Source organism: Paraburkholderia sp. Tr-20389, assembly GCF_017104565.1.
GTDB lineage: Bacteria > Pseudomonadota > Gammaproteobacteria > Burkholderiales > Burkholderiaceae > Paraburkholderia.
Window position 1 is genome coordinate 305,366 of sequence record NZ_JAAGPD010000002.1, and the last position, 17,455, is coordinate 322,820.

Genomic DNA, 17,455 nt, shown 5'->3' on the forward strand with positions numbered 1-17,455 from the left:
CGACACCTGGAGTACGGCATGGCAGAAATGGTGTTGTCCCAGATCGCCAATGGACTGGTACTGGGCTTTCTCTACGTGCTGCTCGCGATCGGTCTGTCGATCATCTGCGGGCTGCTTGGCATCGTCAATTTCGCGCACGGCGCGCTGTTCGCGCTGGGCGCGTACTTCGCAATCGCGCTGTCGATGCAGTTCGGCTGGGCGGCCGTGATCGTCGCGCCCGTTCTCGTCGCGCTGGTCGGCATGTTGATCGAAGTGATCTTCATCCGCCGGTTGTATGGAAAGGAGCCTTTGCTCGGCCTGATCGTGACGTTCGCGCTGTCGCTGCTGCTGACGGCGCTGATCCGGCTGGTGTGGGGCGCGGGCGGCCTGCCGTTCAGCCCGCCTGCTGCGCTGAACGGCTTCCTCGTCTATGGGCCGCTGCTGATCACGAAATACCGCCTGTTCGTGCTCGCCGCGACGGTCGCGATTCTGCTCGCGTTGTGGTGGTTCATGAAATTCACGCCCTATGGACGCATCCTGCGCGCGGGCAGCCGCGACCCCGAAATGGTCGGCCTGCTCGGCATCAATCTGCCGCGCGTGCTGACGGGCGCATTCGGGCTCGGCGCACTGCTCGCAGGCGCGGCCGGCGTGCTGGCCGCTCCGCTGCTGACGGTCACGCCGAGCATGGCGACAGCCGCCGTGATGCCCGCCTTCGTGATCGTCACGATCGGCGGCCTGGGCTCGTTCGCGGGCGCCGTCGTCGCGGGATTGCTGGTCGGCATCGTCACCGCGCTGGCCGTGCAGTTCTTCCCCGAAGGCTCGTCGGTGGCGATGTACGTGCTGATGGCACTCGTTCTGCTCGTGCGTCCGCGCGGGTTGTTCGGCGAACGCTGGGAGCGCTTCGAATGAATCTCAAACTCTTGACCCGCCACCCCGTCGCGCTGCTGGCGACTTGTCTCTTCATCGTGTCGATCGCGTTGACCGCGACGGGCACGCCGCTCGAACGCGCGACGCAGATCGCCATCTACACGCTCTACGGCATGGGCGTGAATCTGCTCGTCGCGTACACGGGCCTCGTGCCGTTCGGTGCGTCGGTGTTCTTCGGCACGTCGACATATCTGGTCGCGATTTCGCTGCAACGCCTGATCGGCAACGAAGTCGTCGCGCTCGCCGCGAGCGTGATCGTCACGGGCGCGATGGCGGCGCTGATCGGCGCCATCGTGCTCAAGCGGCGCGGCCTGTACTTCTCGCTGCTGACGCTCGCGTGCTCGCAGATCGCATTCGAAATCGCATTCAAATGGACCGATATGACGGGCGGCGAGAACGGACTGCAGAACGTACCGCGCCCGACCTTCGCGACCACCACGGGCTTCCACATCTTTGCCTGCGTGACCGTGGTGGCCGTTGCGTACGGTCTGTGGCGGCTCGTGCATGCGCCGTTCGGACGCGCGTTGCAGGCGCTGCGCGACAACGAGCAGCGCGCCGCGAGCCTCGGCTACGACACGTATCGGCTCAAGCTCTATGCGTTTGTCATCTCGGCTTCCGTGATCGGTTACGCAGGCGGCCTGCTCTGCCTGATGCTGCAAGGCGCGTACGCGAACAACCTGAGCTGGGAACACGCCGGCGACAGCCTGCTGATGACCGTGCTCGGCGGCGTGCATCAGTTTCTCGGGCCGCTGTGGGGCGCCATCGCGTTCATCCTGCTCGAAGACAAGCTGAGCAGCCTGACGGAGCATTGGTGGCTGATGTTCGCGCCCATCATCATCGCGTTTGCGTTCTTCTCGCCCGAGGGCATTCAGGGGCTCGCACAACGGCTGCTGCGCCGGCCTCGCTGGACGCTCGTTCGCGACACCATCCCGCCGCGTCCCGAAGTCATCGCGCCGTACCGCGCGAGCCGCATCGACATGGACCCCAACACGCCGATTCTCAGCGTGCGCGGCCTGTCGAAACAGTTCGGCTCGCTCGTCACCGCCGACAACATCGATCTCGACGTGTATCCGTACAAGCTGCACAGCTTCATCGGACCGAACGGTGCGGGCAAGACGACGTTCTTCAACATGCTGACGGGCGTGCTGCCTCCTTCGTCGGGCACGATCGCCTTCGACGGCAGGGACGTCACGAAGCTCGCGATGTTCCGCCGCGTGAGGCTCGGCATGAGCCGCTCGTTTCAGATCCTCAGTGTGTTCCGCAATCTCACCGTGTTCGAGAACGTGCGCGTCGCCGTGCAGGCGGCCCAGCGCAAACGTCTCGGTCTCTGGCACGACGCGCATACGCTCGACAAGCAGAATGCGCAGACATGGTCGCTGCTCGCCGCCGTCGGTCTCGTCGAGCGTGCGGCCGCCTCGTGCGAAAGTCTGTCGCACGGCGAGCAGCGGCTGCTCGAAATCGCGTTGTCGCTCGCGACGCAAGCGCGCCTTCTGCTGCTCGACGAACCGCTCGCCGGACTCGCCGAAGCGGATCGCGCGACCGTCGCGCGCATCGTGCGCGAACTCGCGAATCATCATGCCGTGCTGTTGATCGAACACGACATCGACCGTGTGCTGACCATTTCCGATCGCGTCAGCGTGCTGCATCGCGGGCATCTGATCGCGGACGGCTCGCCCGCCGTCGTGGCCGCGCATCCCGAAGTGATCGAAGCGTACATGGGTCATGCGAAGGGCGAGCGTGCCGTCGACGTGCGTCTGGCTCAACGCATCGACGCAAAGCGCGACACGTCGAAAGAGAAGCACCCGCTGCTGCGTCTCGAAGGCGTGAAGGCGGGTTACGCGGGCAACACGATCCTCGACGGCATCGATCTCGCGCTGCACGAAGGCGAAGTCATCGCGATCCTCGGTCGCAACGGCGTGGGCAAGACCACGGCGTTGCGCGCGGCAACGGGCGTCGCGCAGGTCAGCGGGGGTACGATTACCTTCGACGGTCACGACATCACGTCGCGCGCGCCGCACGAGATCAACCGCCTCGGCCTCGCGATGGTGCCCGAAGGCCGCCGCCTGTTCCCGAACCTGACCGTCTACGAAAACCTGCGGCTTGCGGCGCGCAAGGGCGGCGCGAGCGTCGACGAGATGTATGCGCTGTTTCCGCGGCTCGCGAACCGCAAGGACGTGCGCGCTGAACATCTTTCCGGCGGCGAGCGGCAGATGGTGGCGATTGCGCGTGCGTTGATGGCGCCCGCTAAAGCGATTCTGCTCGACGAGCCGTTCGAAGGGCTCGCGCCTGCCGTCGTGCAGGAAGTGCTCGACGCCGTCGTGAAGCTGCGCGAGCGCGCAAGCGTCGTGATCGTCGAACATCAGGCGGACATGGTGCTGCCGATTGCGGACCGCGTGTACGTGCTCGTCAACGGACGCGTCGCCTATGAAAACACGGCCGATGCGCTGGCGCAGGACGCCGCGATGCAAGCCAAACTGCTAGGCATCGTGCATGACGATGCAAGTTCTACTCTGGAGGTGAAATCAGCATGACCGAATCCACAGCAACGCAAGCCGCCGTATCGCTCGACGAAGGACTCAGCGGCGCGACGCGCGTGTACTTCATCGTCGGCGATCCGATTGCGCAGGTGCGCTCGCCGAAGGGCGTGACGGCCGCGCTGCGCGAAGCAGGACGCGATGCGCTGGTAGTTCCTGCGCACGTCGCGCCCGACGACCTGGCCGCATTCTTCGCGGGCGTCGCGCCGATGCGCAACGTCGACGGCGTGATCATCACGGTGCCGCACAAGTTCAGCGCCGCGGCGTACTGCAAGAGCTTTTCCGAAGAGGCCGCGTTTCTCTGCGCGGTGAATACGTTGCGCCGCGCGCCCGATGGCACGTGGCACGGCGGCATGTTCGACGGCACCGGCTTCGTCGCGGCGCTCGTCGATGCCGGCTGCGATCTGCAAGGCAAGCGCGCGTTGCTGGTCGGCGCGGGCGGTGCGGGCTCGGCGATCGGACACGCACTCGTCAACGCGGGCGTCGCGTCGCTCGATGTGCTCGACAACGACGCCGCGCGCACCGAATCGCTGGTTGCGCGGCTCGCCGCGCTGCAACGCGGCGCCGTCCACACGGCGTCGAAGGACGTCGCGGCCGAATCGTTCGATGTTGTCGTCAATGCATCGCCGATGGGTATGCGCGCCGACGACCCATTGCCCGTCGATGTATCGCGTCTCGCTGCATCGACCTTCGTCGGCGACGTGGTGACGAAGCCGCCGCTCACGCCGTTCATCGAAGCGGCTCGCGCACGCGGCTGCAAGACGGTGACGGGCACGCAGATGTTCGCGCGCGTCTGCGACCGCATGGTCGAGTTCCTGCTGGACGGCGACGCATGAGTGCGACGCAGCGGGTCGCCATCGTCACGGGTGGCGCGGGCGGCATCGGCCGCGCGATTGCGGCGCGGTTGCAACGCGACGGCCTGCGCGTCGCACTGTGGGATCTCGATGCGGCCGCCGCGCGCGAAGCGGCCTCTGCATTGCCGGACGGCACGGCCATCGGCGTGCATGCCGATGTCACGGACGAGGCATCCGTCGCCGCCGCCCTTCAGACCACGCTCGATCGCTTCGGCTCGCTGCACGTGCTGATCAACAGCGCGGGCACGACGGGACCGATCGCGCCCGTCGCCGACAGCGCGCTCGATGCGTGGCAGCGCTGCATCGACGTCAATCTGCGCAGCGTGTTCCTGTGCTCGCGCGCCGCCGTCAGACCGATGCTCGCGGCGGGCTTCGGACGCATCGTGAATCTCGCGTCGATTGCGGGCAAGGAAGGCAATCCGTCGATGTCCGCGTATTCGGCGGCGAAGGCGGGTGTGATCGCGTTCACGAAGTCGATGGGCAAGGAACTCGCGCTCACGCCCGTGCGCGTGAACTGCGTCGCGCCCGCCGTCATCGAAACGCCGTTGCTGCAACAGATGACGCCGGAAGCGCTCGCCGCGAGCCTCGCGAAGATTCCGATGCAGCGCGCGGGTACGGCCGATGAAGTCGCGAATCTGGCCGCGTGGCTGGCGTCGGACGAATGCTCGTTTTCGTGCGGCGCGACCTTCGACCTCTCCGGAGGACGTGCGACCTATTGAAGCCCAACCCTCGAAACAGGCTTCGGCCCTCATTTATGGAATATAGTTCCACTTTCATAAATACTGGAATATCATTCCATTCATTGAATGTCGCCGGAGCAACGGCGATGCGGCGGAACGAAGGAGACAGGCATGGTTTCGGAGCGAGCGTCCGGCTGGGACGAAGAAGTCGATCTGCTGATATTCGGCGCGGGCGCGGCCGGCATGACGGCGGCGCTGATCGCGCATCACGAGGGGCTCAAGGTTCTCGTGTGCGAAAAGACAGAGGCCGTCGGCGGCATTACGTCGACCTCGGGCGGCACGACGTGGGTGCCCGGCACGCAACTGAGCATCGACGCGGGCGTGCCCGATAGCGTCGACGATGCGCGGCGCTTTCTGCAATCGGTGGTCGGCGATCGTGGCGGCGACGAAGCGCGGGAAGCGTTCCTGCAAAGCGGGCCGCTCGCCATCGACGAACTGCAGCGCATCAGCGATGTCCGCTTCGTCGCGGCAGCCGCGCACCCCGACTACGTGACGGGCCCCGGCGCGGCGTTCGGCGGCCGCGCGCTCGCGCCCGTTCCGTTCGATGCGAGCGTGCTCGGCAAGGATCTCGCGCGGGTCAGGCCGCCGCGCAAGGAGTTCTTGGGCCTCGGCGGCATGATGGTCAATCGCAGCGATCTGAACGCGTTGCTGTTTCCTTTCGCGTCGGTCGGCAATTTCAAGCGCACGGTGTCCGTCGTGGGACGCTATTTCCTCGATCGGCTGCGCTTTCCGCGCGGCACGCAACTCGTGATGGGCAACGCCCTCGCCGCCCGCCTTTTCTACAGCCTGCGCAAGCGCGGCGTGAACGTGCGGTTCGAAGCGCCCCTCATCGAACTCGTGCGCGAGAACGGCAGAGTGACCGGCGCGGTGGTCGGCTCGAAGAACGGCGCGAGCACGCGGATCGGCGCGCGTCTCGGCGTCGTGCTCGCGACGGGCGGCGTCACGCGCCATCCCGCGCTGCGCAAGCAACTGTTTCCCGCGGGCGCTGAGCCGCTGTCACTGTCGCCCGATACGCATACGGGCGACGGCGTCGGCAGCGCGCTGAAGATCGACGCGCGGCTCGAAAACGGCGGCGACAGCCCCGGACTCTGGATGCCCTGCTCGATCCGCCGCTCGCGCGACGGCAACGACAGCGTATGGCCGCACATCATTCTCGATCGCGCGAAACCGGGGCTCATCGCCGTCAACAGGCGCGGCGAGCGCTTCGTGAACGAGTCGAACTCGTACCACGATTTCGTCATGGGCATGCTGCGCGATGCAGGCAACGGCACGAGCGTGCCCGCCCATCTGATCGTCGATGCGGCGTTCCTTCGCGACTACGGGTTGGGTCTGTTGATGCCCGGACGCAGCCGCGCGCGTATCGCCGAGTTCGAACGGTCCGGGTATCTGGTGAAAGGCGCGACGCTCGCCGAGTTGGCAAAGAAGCTGGATGTCGACGCGACAGGACTCGCGCGTACCGTCGATACCTACAACCGTCACGCCGCAGTGGGCAAGGATCCGGCATTCGGCCGCGGCTCCGGGCCGATGAGCCGCTTCAATGGCGATCCGGCGCAAAAGCCCAACCCGTGCGTCCGTCCATTGGGTGACGGGCCGTACTATGCGGTCACGGTCTGGCCCGCCGATCTCGCGTGCAGTGCGGGACTTGCGGGCACGGCTAACGGCGAAGTGCTCGATGCACACGGCGCGGTGATTTCCGGACTCTTCGCATGCGGCAACGATCTGGCTTCGATCTTTCGCGGCACGTATCCGGGGCCGGGCACGACGCTGGGTCCCGCGATCGTGTTCGGATGGCGGATCGCGAAGTTCGTCGCGGGCAAGGACATCGGCAATCCCGTCGCGGAGCCGGCACGCCAGCATGCGTGGGTGCACGACACGCCATAACGGGCGGTCAATCTTTCGACATCGAACGGGCCGCAAGGCCCGTTCTTTTTTTGTAGCGCAATGTATCCGCTCCCTGCGCGGATACAAACGCATACACAGACCGCGCCGCTCGACACAAGCGGGATACATCGGCGCGCTTCAATACGGTCATCGATTGTTTGCCCTCAACCACTCAACGGAGCACGCATCATGGCCCAGATCGAAAAAGTACTGTACACAGGCAAGGTTCACACGACGGGCGGCCGCGAAGGCGCCGCACGCAGCACGGACGGCCGCCTCGACATCAAGCTGTCGACGCCGGGCGGCGCAGGCGCGGGCACGAACCCCGAGCAACTGCTCGGCGCGGGCTGGTCGGCATGCTTCATCGGCGCGATGGGCGGCGCGGCACGCGCGCTGAACATCTCGCTGCCCGCGGACACGAGCGTCGATACGGAAGTCGATCTCGGTACCACCGACGGCGCCTATTTCATCCAGGCGCGTCTGAACGTGAGCCTGCCCGGCCTGCCGCGCGATGTCGCGCAGCAAGTGGTCGACCGCGCGCATCAGACCTGCCCGTATTCGAAGGCGACGCGCGGCAATATCGATGTGACCGTCACGCTCGTTTAAGCGAGCGATAAAGGGCAGCGCGGCTATCCGCCTGCCCGTTTCGAACCACCACGCCGCCCATCGACGGCACCTTCCTTCCGACACCGGCATACTGCACGCTTCTGGCTCCCCAAGAGCGCTCGACAGGAGATGTCATGTCGGCTGTGTCGGCATTCAAGCTGGTGCTGCTGTCGCTGATCGCGATCATCGCGCTCGAACTGCTCGCCAAGCGTCTGCGCTTGCCACCCGCCGCAGCGTTGCTCGTCGGCGGCGCGGCGATGGCGTTCGCGCCCGGCCTGCCGCCCGTTGTCCTCGATCCCGATCTCGTGCTGATCGTGTTCCTGCCGCCCTTGCTGATGGATGGCGCGTACTTCTTCGTCTGGACCGACTTCAAGCGGCACATCAAGCCCATTCTGCTGTATGCGATCGGTGCGGTCGCGTTCACGACGTGGATCGTCGGCGTCGTCGTGCATTGGGTCGTGCCGTCGCTGCCGTGGGCTGCCTGCTTCGCGCTCGGCGCGGTCGTGTCGCCGCCCGATGCTGTCGCTGCCAAAGCGGTGCTCGAACGGGTCGCGCTGCCGCGCCGCCTGATGGTGCTGCTCGAAGGCGAGAGCCTGCTCAACGATGCAGCCGGTCTCGTGCTGTTCCGCTTCGCCGTCGCCGCCGCGTTGACGGGCGCGTTCAGCGCGTCACACGCCGTGCTGAGCTTCGCGGGACTCGCGGCGGGCGGCGTGGCCGTCGGATGCGTGGTCGGCTATGTCGTCGTATGGCTGTTGCGTCTGCTCGATGGCGACTATCTGATCATCACCACGTCGGTGATTTCCGCGTGGATCAGCTATATCGCGGGCGAAATGCTGGGCGTGTCGAGCGTCATTTCGACAGTGACGTGCGGCATGGTGCTCGGCTGGCATCAGCATGAAATCTTTTCGGCCGCCGTGCGCATGCGCGGCACGGCGTTCTGGCAAGTCATCGTGTTCGTGTTCGAAGCACTGGTGTTCGTGCTGATCGGGCTGTCGCTGCGCGGCGTGATGCTGCGGCTCGGCGGCATCGACAATGCACTCGCGCTGCTCGGCCCCGCTGCATTGGCAACCGTCGCGACGGTCGTCGTATCGCGCGGCGTATGGACCTTCGGCCTCGAATCGATCAATGCGGTCTTGCACCGGATCTCGCGCCGCGCGGCGCCGTCCGCCGACTGGCGCTCCGCTTCCGTCGTGAGCTGGGCAGGCATGCGCGGCGTCGTGACTCTGGCAATTGCGCTGTCGCTGCCCGAAACGATGCCGGGCCGCGACCTGATCCAGTTCTCCGCGTTCGTGGTGATTCTTTTTACGGTGCTGCTGCAAGGTACGACGATCGGGCTGGTGATCCGCATCATTCGTCCCGCCGCCGACGCGCACGCGTCGAACTATCTGTCCGAGCCGCAGGCGTGGGCGCGTCTCGAAGCCGCGCAGCTCGAAGCGATCAAGCCGCTCGTCTACGCGCCCGACGGCAGCGTGCTGCATCCGCGGCTGCTCGAACAGTACAGCTATCGTGCGCGCCTGACGCAAGAGTTCCAGCACGAGGCGAGCTTTCCAAAAGAAGCGCGTAAAGCGCACTACGACGTGATTCTGACTGCCCTCGCAGCAGGGCGCACTGAACTGTTGAAAATGCATCGCAGCGGCCTGATTCACGACGAATTACTGCACGAGATGGAGCGCGATCTAGATTTGCAGGAAATATCCTCTCGCCACGCTCAAGGCTGACGGACTCACAGCTTCGCGCACGGGCGTGCCGCCACCTCAAGTAATAACAGGGCGTGCCGATATGCAGTTGAGGCACAACACCCGTCCGATCTTCCTAGCCGCCGTCAGGGCCCCGATATGCGCGTCGCATCCGCCGCAAGCGTTCCCTTGCTTGCTCAGATCATCTCGTCACGCCGTCTAATCGGGCCCTGGTTTTCCGGCAATCGTTTGCTTTCCGCCTATTCAACGAATTCAACGCTCACTGAGCGGCGCGCTTCCATGCGAGGCGCCGCTTCCGCTCGTCGATGCGTTGCGCGGACAGAACGTCATGACGGATTTTCTCCACTTCGAACCTGAAAGTGATTCTCACGTGCGACGACTTACCCTTGCCTCCCTGCTATCCGGCCTGGTGACTGTCCTTTTTTTGTCGTTGTACGGTTGTCATCAGAAGGATTCCGCTTCGTCGAGCGCGGCTGCGCCGGCGAAAACGATCATCACTGCGCTGGTCTGGGCTCCGGACTGGCCGGAAGAAATGCTTCAGATCGCCGCCGAATTCAGCAAGGAAAATCCGGACATCGGCGTGAACGTGCAGTTCATGGTCGGCAATTCCGTCGAGGCGAACATCAAGCCGCGCATCGCCTCGGGCAACCTGCCGGATCTCGTCAGTGTGAACCCGAATGCCTACTCGGCTGATCTCGCGGATCAAGGCATACTCGCCGATGTCGGCAAGACGGCGGCATGGAACAACATGCTCGATCCGCTCAAGGACGACTGGACGAGCCGTCGCCAGTCGAAGGCGTTCGGCATTTCGGGCGGCGTGGCGACGGTGCTGATGTACTACAACCAGGACATGTTCGAGAAAGCCGGCATCAAGACGCTGCCGACCAACTTTCGCGAGTTCCTGGCCGTCTGCGAGCAGCTCAAGCGCGCGGGTTTCACGCCTATCATGTGGAACGGCGGGTTTCCGAACATGCTGGGCAACGGTCCGTTCAGCTTCGGCTTCGCCAACAACGTGGTGGCGCGCGAGCCCGCCTGGAAAAAGAAGATCGACGACGGCACGCTCAATCTGAACACGCCCGCCGTCGCCGATATATTTGCCAAGATGTCCCTGATCGCGGAGCGCGGTTACGTGCAGGACGGATACATGGCGACGGACTACGACGGCGGCATCCGCCTGTTCAAGGAAGGCAAGGTCGCGATGGCTTTCCACGGCAGCTGGGCGGCGGGTCTGCTGCTGCACGGCAATCCGTTCCAGGCGGGCGTCTTCATTCCGCCGTGGAATGCGCCCGGCAAGCGGGTCGTGCCCGTGATCGGCAGCGAAACGGGTTTTGCGGTGTGCGAAACCCCCAACAAGGCTGCCGCCATGCGTTTTCTCGAGTTCATCGCGGGCAAGGGCTTCGGCATTCTGCAGGCGAAGCGCCAGAATATTTCGCCGTTCAGGCAAAGCGCGGGGACGATCGCGGGCGATCCGCAGATCGTCGACTATACGCGCGCCGTCAGTCGTTATCCCGTCACGGCGAGCCCGTACTATTCGGTGCTTCCGTCCAATTCCATCGAGCGCCTGCATCGTCTGATGCAGGATGTCCTCTTGAACCGGATCACACCGAAGCAGGCGGCCCAGCTGCTCGACGCGTCCGTCAAGAATGAAGCAAAGATGCATTACAAATGAGCTCGATCATCGCTTCACTGCAACGCGCTTTTGAATACCTGTCGCAGGATCTGTTGCGACGTGTCGAAATACGCTACCGGCTGATTACCGCGTTCATCCTGCTGTCGCTGCTGCCTGTGCTCATTTCGGGCTACATATCGTACGCGGAGTCGACGGCAGCCATCAAAGAGAAAGCCGAGATCTTTTCGAAGGAAGTGGTCAAGCAGGTGTCGCGCAACGTCGTGCTGCGCATGGAGCAGGTCGAGACGGAGAGCAGCCTGCTGGTGCTGTCCGATCAGGTTCAAACCGCGCTGATGAAGGTCGAAAGCGGCAGCCCGAAGGAACAGAGCGAAGCGCGTCAGGATATGACGCGGCTGCTTCTCGATCACTACGGCTCGGTCGATTTCATCAACGAAAAATACCTGCTCGACCAGCACGACCGGATCATGGACACCCAGGCGTTCGCGCAACTGACGCGCGGCGTGATGCACTTCGTCAGGCAGGCACCCGAACACAATGGACGCCCTTACTGGGGCAGCTACGACAACGGCGTCGGCCAGCAGAACCTGGGGATGGTGCGCGCGGTCATCGGCAAGAGCAACAACCAGCAGCTCGGCAATCTGGTGCTGGTGATCCGCCCCGAACATTTCTCGACGATCTTCAACGACGTTGCATTGGGCACGGACACGCAGATCTACGTGCTCGACACGAGCAACAACAAACTGATCGTGCGCGCCGACGATACACCCGCCAGCGCCAACGCGACGGCCGAACCCGGCCTGATCGACAAGATCACGCACAACACCGAAACGCTCGGCGAGCCCAACGGCTTCGTCAGCTTCGAGGGCAAGAACCGCGCGGGCTACTTCGCGGCGTACACGCGGATTCCCGGCACGACGTGGTTCGTCGTCAGCACGATCCCGGAGAAAAAGCTGACGGCCGAGGTGCAATCCGTGCGCAACCAGATCGTGCTGGTCGGCATTTCGGGCTTCCTGCTTTCCATTTTCTTTGCGTACTTCATCTCGCACAGTATTTCGGCGCCGCTGAAGAATCTCGTGCGGAAGATGCACGACACGGGCAGCGATGCGGGCGCCGAAGCCGAGGCGCTGACGGAAGCGCCTGTCGACGACGGGCAGGACGAGCTGGGCCGGCTCGAACAGCGTTTCGAAAGAATGCGCGGGGCAATCCGGCAGAAGATCCAGAAGATCAACGAGATCAATGCATCGCTCGAACAGACGGTGGCCGAGCGCACGGCCGAACTCGTCAGCCGGGAGCTGGAGTCGCGCACGCTGATCGAAAACTCGCCGGACACGATCACGCGCTACGACCGCGACCTGCGCCGCACGTATGCGAACCCGGCGTTTTGCACGTCGGCGGGACGCACGCTCAGCGAAGCGCTCGGCAAGCGGCCGTCGGAGATTCCCGGCGGGGCCAACGCGCTGATCTACGAGCGCAAGATCAGCGAAGCGATTTCGAGCGGCAAGAGCGGGCAGTTCGAACTGCGCTGGCTCAGCAAGGACGGTCAGGAGCAGTGCTCGCATATCCGCCTCACGCCCGAGATCGATCCGTCGGGCACCGTGAACTCGGTGCTCGCCGTCGGCCGTGACCTGTCGGACCGCATGGCGTTCGAAGCGGCGATCTGGCAACAGGCCAACTTCGATACGCTGACGCAGTTGCCGAACCGGCAAATGTTCCAGAACCGTCTCGAACAGGAAGCGAAGATCGCGCAGCGCTCCGGACATCGGATGGCCTTGATGCTGATCGATCTGGACCGCTTCAAGGAAGTCAATGATTCGCTGGGACACGATACGGGCGACACGCTGCTGATCGAAGCCGCGCGGCGCATCACTTCGTGCGTGCGCGAATCGGACACTGTCGCGCGCCTGGGCGGCGACGAGTTCACCGTGATCCTGCCGAACATCGACAACAGCGGCAGCATCGAACGGATCGCGCGAACGATCATCGACACGCTGTCCGAGCCGTTCGCGCTCGGCCCTGACGAAGCGTTCATCTCGGCGAGTATCGGCATCACGGTGTATCCGGACGACACGCGCGAACTCGACGTGCTGTTCAAGAACGCCGACCAGGCGATGTACGCGGCCAAGAATGCCGGACGCAATCGCCTGAACTACTTCACGCCGGACCTGCAGGTTGCAGCGGAAAAGCGCCTGCGCCTGACGAGCGATCTGCGCACCGCGTTGCCGCACGATCAATTCCGGCTCTACTACCAGCCGATCGTCGATCTGTCGACGGGAGACATCTTCAAGGCCGAAGCGCTGATCCGCTGGCTGCATCCCGAGCGCGGCATGGTCAGCCCGCTGGACTTCATACCGCTCGCGGAAGACACGGGCCTGATCGTGCCGATCGGCGACTGGGTGTTCCGTCAGGCCGTGCAGCAGGCGAAGCTGTGGCGCAGGCGCTTCCATCCGTCGTTCCAGATCAGCGTGAACATGTCGCCCGTGCAGATTCGCCAGGACTATCAGCTCGGCACGCAATGGTCCGACTACCTGACCCGCGAAGGCATGCCGGGACAAAGTATCGCGATCGAAATCACGGAAGGCCTGTTGCTGCACGCCGATCTGAATATCGACGAGCGGCTCGCGACGTTCCGCCACGCGGGCATCCGCATTTCGATCGACGACTTCGGCACGGGCTACTCGTCGCTGGCTTATCTGAAGCGCTTCGACATCGACTTTCTGAAGATCGACCGCTCTTTCGTGCAGAACCTCGGCTTCGACGCGGACAATCAGGCGCTGTGCGAGGCGATGGTCGTGCTGGCTCACAAGCTCGGGCTGAAGGTGATCGCGGAAGGCGTCGAAACTATCGAGCAGCGCGACTTTCTGACGGCTGTCGGTTGCGACTTCGCGCAAGGCTTCCTGTATTCGCAGCCGGTCCCGCCCGATCAGTTCGAGGCGCTCGTCTGGCCGCGTATCGAGGTCAGTCCGGAAAGTATCTGAAGGGCATCGATGCGCGCGTTTGCGCGCGTGCGGTTCATTGCTGCGGCGCTGCCGTGGTCCGCGCTTTCACACGCGCGACCACGGCCTCGGCGACCTGTGATGCAGCCTGCTTGATGTCGGCCTGCTGGTCGTTGCCCGCCATCACGTAGCGTGCCGCCACGACGTAAGGATTCAGCTTGATCATCGCGCCGGGCGCGTGCTTGTCGGACTGTCCCTCGACGGTCAGATAGAGCGGCGTGGGCGATTCGACAGGCAATCCGTCGATGGCGACGGCCAGTTCGATCTTGCCCTGACCCGCGCCGAAACCCACGACGGCGCGCCGCACGCGGTTGCCTTCGTCGACCGCCAGAAAGACGCCTCGCACCAGCCAGCCTTGCGCGGGCAGCGGAGCGCCGACGGGAAGACGGCGCGCATCGATCCCGTCGTGCTGCAGGTCGGCGACCAGCGTATCGGCCATGCTGGCGACCAGCGCCTGCGATTTTTTCTGCGGGTCCTGCTCTGACAGATGCAGCGGCGACAGGCTGCCGGCAAAGCGGCGCGCGCGACTCAGACGGCTTTGATCGGGCGTGATGTTGGCCGCGTCGAGTTCGAAGTCCGACACGTAGACGACGGGCGCGGAAGCGCTCGTTGCGTTCCCGACGCCGCCTTGCTGGGCCGAAGCCAGCGACGCGAATGCAGCGAGCCAGAGGGCTGCAACGGAGCCCTTCAACCATCGATTGTTCATCGCGGTCTCCTGATCGTGGCGATCACGCGGAAACTGTTTGCGCCATCGACGAATATACGCCCGCCGCGCTCGACGCACCGCAGAATCAGGCAAGACTTCCAGAGTATTTGGACAGCGGAACGGCCCGCTTTGCGCCACACTCCGACTCGCAACCGCGTAATGCCGTTCGAGGCTACGCAGTGCGCGTGCATAACCAGAACCTACTCGGAGTCATCGATGTCCACCACTCTGATTCTCAACGGCAAGTCCACGACGCTGGACGCCGATCCCAACATGCCGCTGCTCTGGGCGATCCGCGAAGTCGCGGGTCTGCACGGAACGAAATTCGGCTGCGGGATGGCGCAATGCGGCGCGTGCACGGTTCATCTCGAAGGCCAGCCGATCCGCTCGTGCATTACGCCGCTGTCGGCCGTGGAGGGCCGCCACATTACGACGATCGAAGGATTGCAGGGCAAGCCGGCGAAGGCCGTGCAGGCCGCGTGGGTGAAGCTGCAAGTCCCGCAGTGCGGCTACTGTCAGTCCGGACAGATCATGTCCGCTGCCGCGCTGCTCGCGCAAAACCCCAAGCCGACGGACGCGGATATCGACGCCGCGATGAGCGGCAACATCTGCCGCTGTGCGACCTATACGCGAATTCGCGCCGCGATCCACGATGCCGCCGGCACGATTCAGGGGTGAGCGATGACGACCGATATCGTTGACCTTCAGCGCCCGGCGCGGCGCTCCTTTCTGAAAGGCGCGGGCACGGCGGCCGCGCTCGCGCTCACCATCGGCTTCGAATGGACCGTCACGTCGCGCCGCGCGCTCGCGGCGCCGACGCCGGGTGCGCCGTTCGCACCGAACGCATTCCTGCGCGTCGGTGCCGACGACAGCGTGACCGTGATCGCCAAGCACGTCGAGATGGGCCAGGGCGCGTACACGGGCATCGCGACGATCGTCGCCGAAGAACTGGATGCGGACTGGTCGCACGTGCGGGTCGAAAGCGCGCCCGCCGATGCGAAGCGCTACGCGAATCTCGCGTTCGGCACGATGCAGGGCACGGGCGGCAGTTCGGCGATGGCCAATTCGTGGATGCAATTGCGCGACGCGGGCGCGAAAGCGCGCGCGATGCTGGTGACGGCGGCGGCACAGCAATGGAAGGTGCCCGCAGCCGACTTGCGCACTGAGCGCGGCGTCGTTTATCACGACGCGAGCGGCCGGCATGCGACGTACGGTTCGCTGGCATCGGCGGCAGCCGCATTGCCTGTGCCGGAAAACGTGACGCTCAAGGACCCGAAGAACTTCAAACTGATCGGCAGTCAGGCGCCGCGTGTCGACGTGCCGCCCAAGACCGACGGCACCGCACAGTTCACGCTCGACGTGACCTTCCCCGGCATGCTCGTCGCCTTGATCCAGCGGCCGCCGCAGTTCGGCGCAACGGTGCGTTCCTTCGATGCGTCGGCGGCGAAAGCGGTGCCCGGCGTCGTGAACGTCGTGCAGGTGCCGCGCGGCGTGGCGGTCGTCGGCAAGAGCTTCTGGGCGGCGAAACAGGGCCGCGACGCGCTGAAGGTGGAATGGGACGATACGAACGCGGAGAAGCGCAGTTCGGCGGACATCATGGCCGAATACCGCAAGGCCGCCGACAAGCCCGGTCTGCCCGCGCGCACGGAAGGCGACGCGTCGAAGGCGATTCAGGGCGCGGCGCGCAAGATCAGCGCGAGCTACGAATTCCCGTACCTCGCTCACGCGCCGATGGAACCGCTCGACGCCGTCGTCAAACTGACGGCCAACAGTTGCGAAATCTGGGCGGGCGACCAGTTCCAGACCGTCGATCAGGCGAACGCGGCGCACGTCGCCGGTCTGCAACCGCAGCAGGTCAGCATCCACACGCTGTACGCGGGCGGCAGCTTCGGTCGGCGTGCGAATCCGGGCTCGGACTATATCGTCGAAGCCGTGTCGATCGCGAAGGCGCTCGGCGCGAACGGCACGCCCGTCAAGCTGCAATGGACGCGCGAAGACGACATCCACGGCGGCCTGTATCGCCCGATGTACTTTCACAAGCTCGAAGCAGGCCTGTCGCGCGATGGCAAGCTCGTCGGCTGGCAGCACCGGATCGTCGGGCAATCGATCGTCGCCGACACACCGTTCGCGGGGTTGATCAAGAACGGCATCGACGGAACGTCGGTGGAAGGCGCGGCGAACATCGCGTACGCGATTCCGAACATCTCCGTCGAACTGTCGACGATGCGCACGGGCGTGCCCGTTCTGTGGTGGCGCGTGGTGGGCAGCTCGCACACGGCCTTCGCCGTCGAAGCGTTCATGGATGAAGCAGCGCACGCGGCCGGCAAAGATCCGTACACGTTCCGGCGCGATCTGCTCGAACACGAGCCGCGCATGCGCGGCGTGCTCGATCTCGCCGCCCAGAAGGCGGGCTGGAGCAACGCGCCTTTGCCGCCCGGGAAAGGCCGCGGCATCGCGGTGGCCGAAGCGTTCAAGACCTTCGTCGCGCAGGTCGCCGAGGTGTCTGTCGACAAGGACGGCAAAGTGAAGGTCGATCGCGTCGTCTGCGCAGTGGATTGCGGTACCGCGATCAATCCGGACGTGATCGCGGCACAGATCGAAGGCGGCATCGGCTTCGGCCTGGGCGCGGCGTTGTACGGCGCGATCACGTTGAAGGACGGCCGCATCGAGCAGAACAACTTCGACGGCTATCGCGTGCTGCGCATGGACGCAATGCCGAAGGTCGAAGTGCACATCGTTGCTTCGGCGCAAGCGCCCACCGGCATCGGTGAGCCAGGTGTCGCGCCCGTCGGGCCCGCCGTCGCAAACGCGATTTTCGCGGCCACGGGCAAGCGGGTGTATGCGCTGCCGTTCTCGACGGAGAATCTCGCCTGAGTCGGGGCGAGCGTCGGCAAGACGTCAGGCACGG

The 17,455-nt window shown here is 64.8% G+C and carries 12 protein-coding genes; 11 read left to right on the forward strand and 1 reads right to left on the reverse strand.

Going from position 1 to position 17,455, the window contains the following annotated elements:
- The first annotated feature begins 18 nt into the window (after window positions 1-18).
- The 9 genes from G3N95_RS05685 (at window position 19) to G3N95_RS05725 (ending at window position 13,823) form a co-directional block, all read left to right on the forward strand.
- Window positions 19-888 (forward strand): branched-chain amino acid ABC transporter permease, encoded by an 870-nt coding sequence (locus tag G3N95_RS05685; RefSeq protein WP_201649386.1) that lies wholly within the window; start codon window positions 19-21, stop codon window positions 886-888.
- Window positions 885-3,437 carry a branched-chain amino acid ABC transporter ATP-binding protein/permease gene (locus G3N95_RS05690; RefSeq protein WP_205969005.1) on the forward strand — a complete coding sequence of 851 codons (2,553 nt, stop codon included), beginning with the start codon at window positions 885-887 and terminating at the stop codon, window positions 3,435-3,437. The genes G3N95_RS05685 and G3N95_RS05690 overlap by 4 nt, the downstream gene beginning before the upstream one ends.
- On the forward strand, window positions 3,434-4,276 hold the full coding sequence (locus G3N95_RS05695; protein ID WP_205969006.1) for a shikimate dehydrogenase: 843 nt from the start codon (window positions 3,434-3,436) through the stop codon (window positions 4,274-4,276). Before G3N95_RS05690 ends, G3N95_RS05695 begins: the two co-directional genes overlap by 4 nt.
- Complete coding sequence (locus G3N95_RS05700) at window positions 4,273-5,013, forward strand: SDR family NAD(P)-dependent oxidoreductase (protein ID WP_205969007.1); 741 nt, start codon at window positions 4,273-4,275, stop codon at window positions 5,011-5,013. Before G3N95_RS05695 ends, G3N95_RS05700 begins: the two co-directional genes overlap by 4 nt.
- A gap of 132 nt (window positions 5,014-5,145) precedes the next feature.
- On the forward strand, window positions 5,146-6,915 hold the full coding sequence (locus tag G3N95_RS05705; RefSeq protein WP_205969008.1) for an FAD-binding protein: 1,770 nt from the start codon (window positions 5,146-5,148) through the stop codon (window positions 6,913-6,915).
- Between the two features lie 189 nt (window positions 6,916-7,104).
- Window positions 7,105-7,521: an organic hydroperoxide resistance protein gene (locus G3N95_RS05710; protein ID WP_205969009.1), complete on the forward strand. Its 417-nt coding sequence runs from the start codon at window positions 7,105-7,107 to the stop codon at window positions 7,519-7,521.
- Between the two features lie 134 nt (window positions 7,522-7,655).
- Window positions 7,656-9,239, forward strand: coding sequence for a Na+/H+ antiporter (locus tag G3N95_RS05715; protein ID WP_205969010.1), 1,584 nt, complete (start codon window positions 7,656-7,658; stop codon window positions 9,237-9,239).
- Between the two features lie 388 nt (window positions 9,240-9,627).
- Complete coding sequence (locus G3N95_RS05720) at window positions 9,628-10,887, forward strand: extracellular solute-binding protein (RefSeq protein WP_346778360.1); 1,260 nt, start codon at window positions 9,628-9,630, stop codon at window positions 10,885-10,887.
- Window positions 10,884-13,823 carry an EAL domain-containing protein gene (locus G3N95_RS05725; protein ID WP_205969012.1) on the forward strand — a complete coding sequence of 980 codons (2,940 nt, stop codon included), beginning with the start codon at window positions 10,884-10,886 and terminating at the stop codon, window positions 13,821-13,823. The genes G3N95_RS05720 and G3N95_RS05725 overlap by 4 nt, the downstream gene beginning before the upstream one ends.
- 34 nt (window positions 13,824-13,857) lie before the next feature.
- Here G3N95_RS05725 and G3N95_RS05730 read toward each other — a convergent pair whose 3' ends face one another.
- Window positions 13,858-14,547: a DUF4410 domain-containing protein gene (locus G3N95_RS05730; RefSeq protein WP_205969013.1), complete on the reverse strand. Its 690-nt coding sequence runs from the start codon at window positions 14,545-14,547 to the stop codon at window positions 13,858-13,860.
- A gap of 216 nt (window positions 14,548-14,763) precedes the next feature.
- On the opposite strand from G3N95_RS05730, the gene G3N95_RS05735 reads away from it, so the two are divergent.
- Window positions 14,764-15,225: a (2Fe-2S)-binding protein gene (locus G3N95_RS05735; RefSeq protein WP_205969014.1), complete on the forward strand. Its 462-nt coding sequence runs from the start codon at window positions 14,764-14,766 to the stop codon at window positions 15,223-15,225.
- Between the two features lie 3 nt (window positions 15,226-15,228).
- Window positions 15,229-17,421, forward strand: a complete 2,193-nt coding sequence (locus tag G3N95_RS05740; RefSeq protein ID WP_205969015.1) for a xanthine dehydrogenase family protein molybdopterin-binding subunit — start codon at window positions 15,229-15,231, stop codon at window positions 17,419-17,421.
- The last annotated feature ends 34 nt before the right edge of the window (window positions 17,422-17,455 follow it).

Excerpts from the sequence above, each read along its gene's own strand:
- G3N95_RS05710 (WP_205969009.1), top strand. The coding sequence starts at position 7,105 with ATGGCCCAGATCGAAAAAGTACTGTACACAGGCAAGGTTCACACGACG.
- G3N95_RS05735 (WP_205969014.1), top strand. The coding sequence starts at position 14,764 with ATGTCCACCACTCTGATTCTCAACGGCAAGTCCACGACGCTGGACGCC.
- G3N95_RS05715 (WP_205969010.1), top strand. The coding sequence starts at position 7,656 with ATGTCGGCTGTGTCGGCATTCAAGCTGGTGCTGCTGTCGCTGATCGCG.
- G3N95_RS05700 (WP_205969007.1), top strand. The coding sequence starts at position 4,273 with ATGAGTGCGACGCAGCGGGTCGCCATCGTCACGGGTGGCGCGGGCGGC.
- G3N95_RS05740 (WP_205969015.1), top strand. The coding sequence starts at position 15,229 with ATGACGACCGATATCGTTGACCTTCAGCGCCCGGCGCGGCGCTCCTTT.
- G3N95_RS05690 (WP_205969005.1), top strand. The coding sequence starts at position 885 with ATGAATCTCAAACTCTTGACCCGCCACCCCGTCGCGCTGCTGGCGACT.
- G3N95_RS05705 (WP_205969008.1), top strand. The coding sequence starts at position 5,146 with ATGGTTTCGGAGCGAGCGTCCGGCTGGGACGAAGAAGTCGATCTGCTG.
- G3N95_RS05685 (WP_201649386.1), top strand. The coding sequence starts at position 19 with ATGGCAGAAATGGTGTTGTCCCAGATCGCCAATGGACTGGTACTGGGC.
- G3N95_RS05730 (WP_205969013.1), bottom strand. The coding sequence starts at position 14,547 with ATGAACAATCGATGGTTGAAGGGCTCCGTTGCAGCCCTCTGGCTCGCT.
- G3N95_RS05725 (WP_205969012.1), top strand. The coding sequence starts at position 10,884 with ATGAGCTCGATCATCGCTTCACTGCAACGCGCTTTTGAATACCTGTCG.
- G3N95_RS05695 (WP_205969006.1), top strand. The coding sequence starts at position 3,434 with ATGACCGAATCCACAGCAACGCAAGCCGCCGTATCGCTCGACGAAGGA.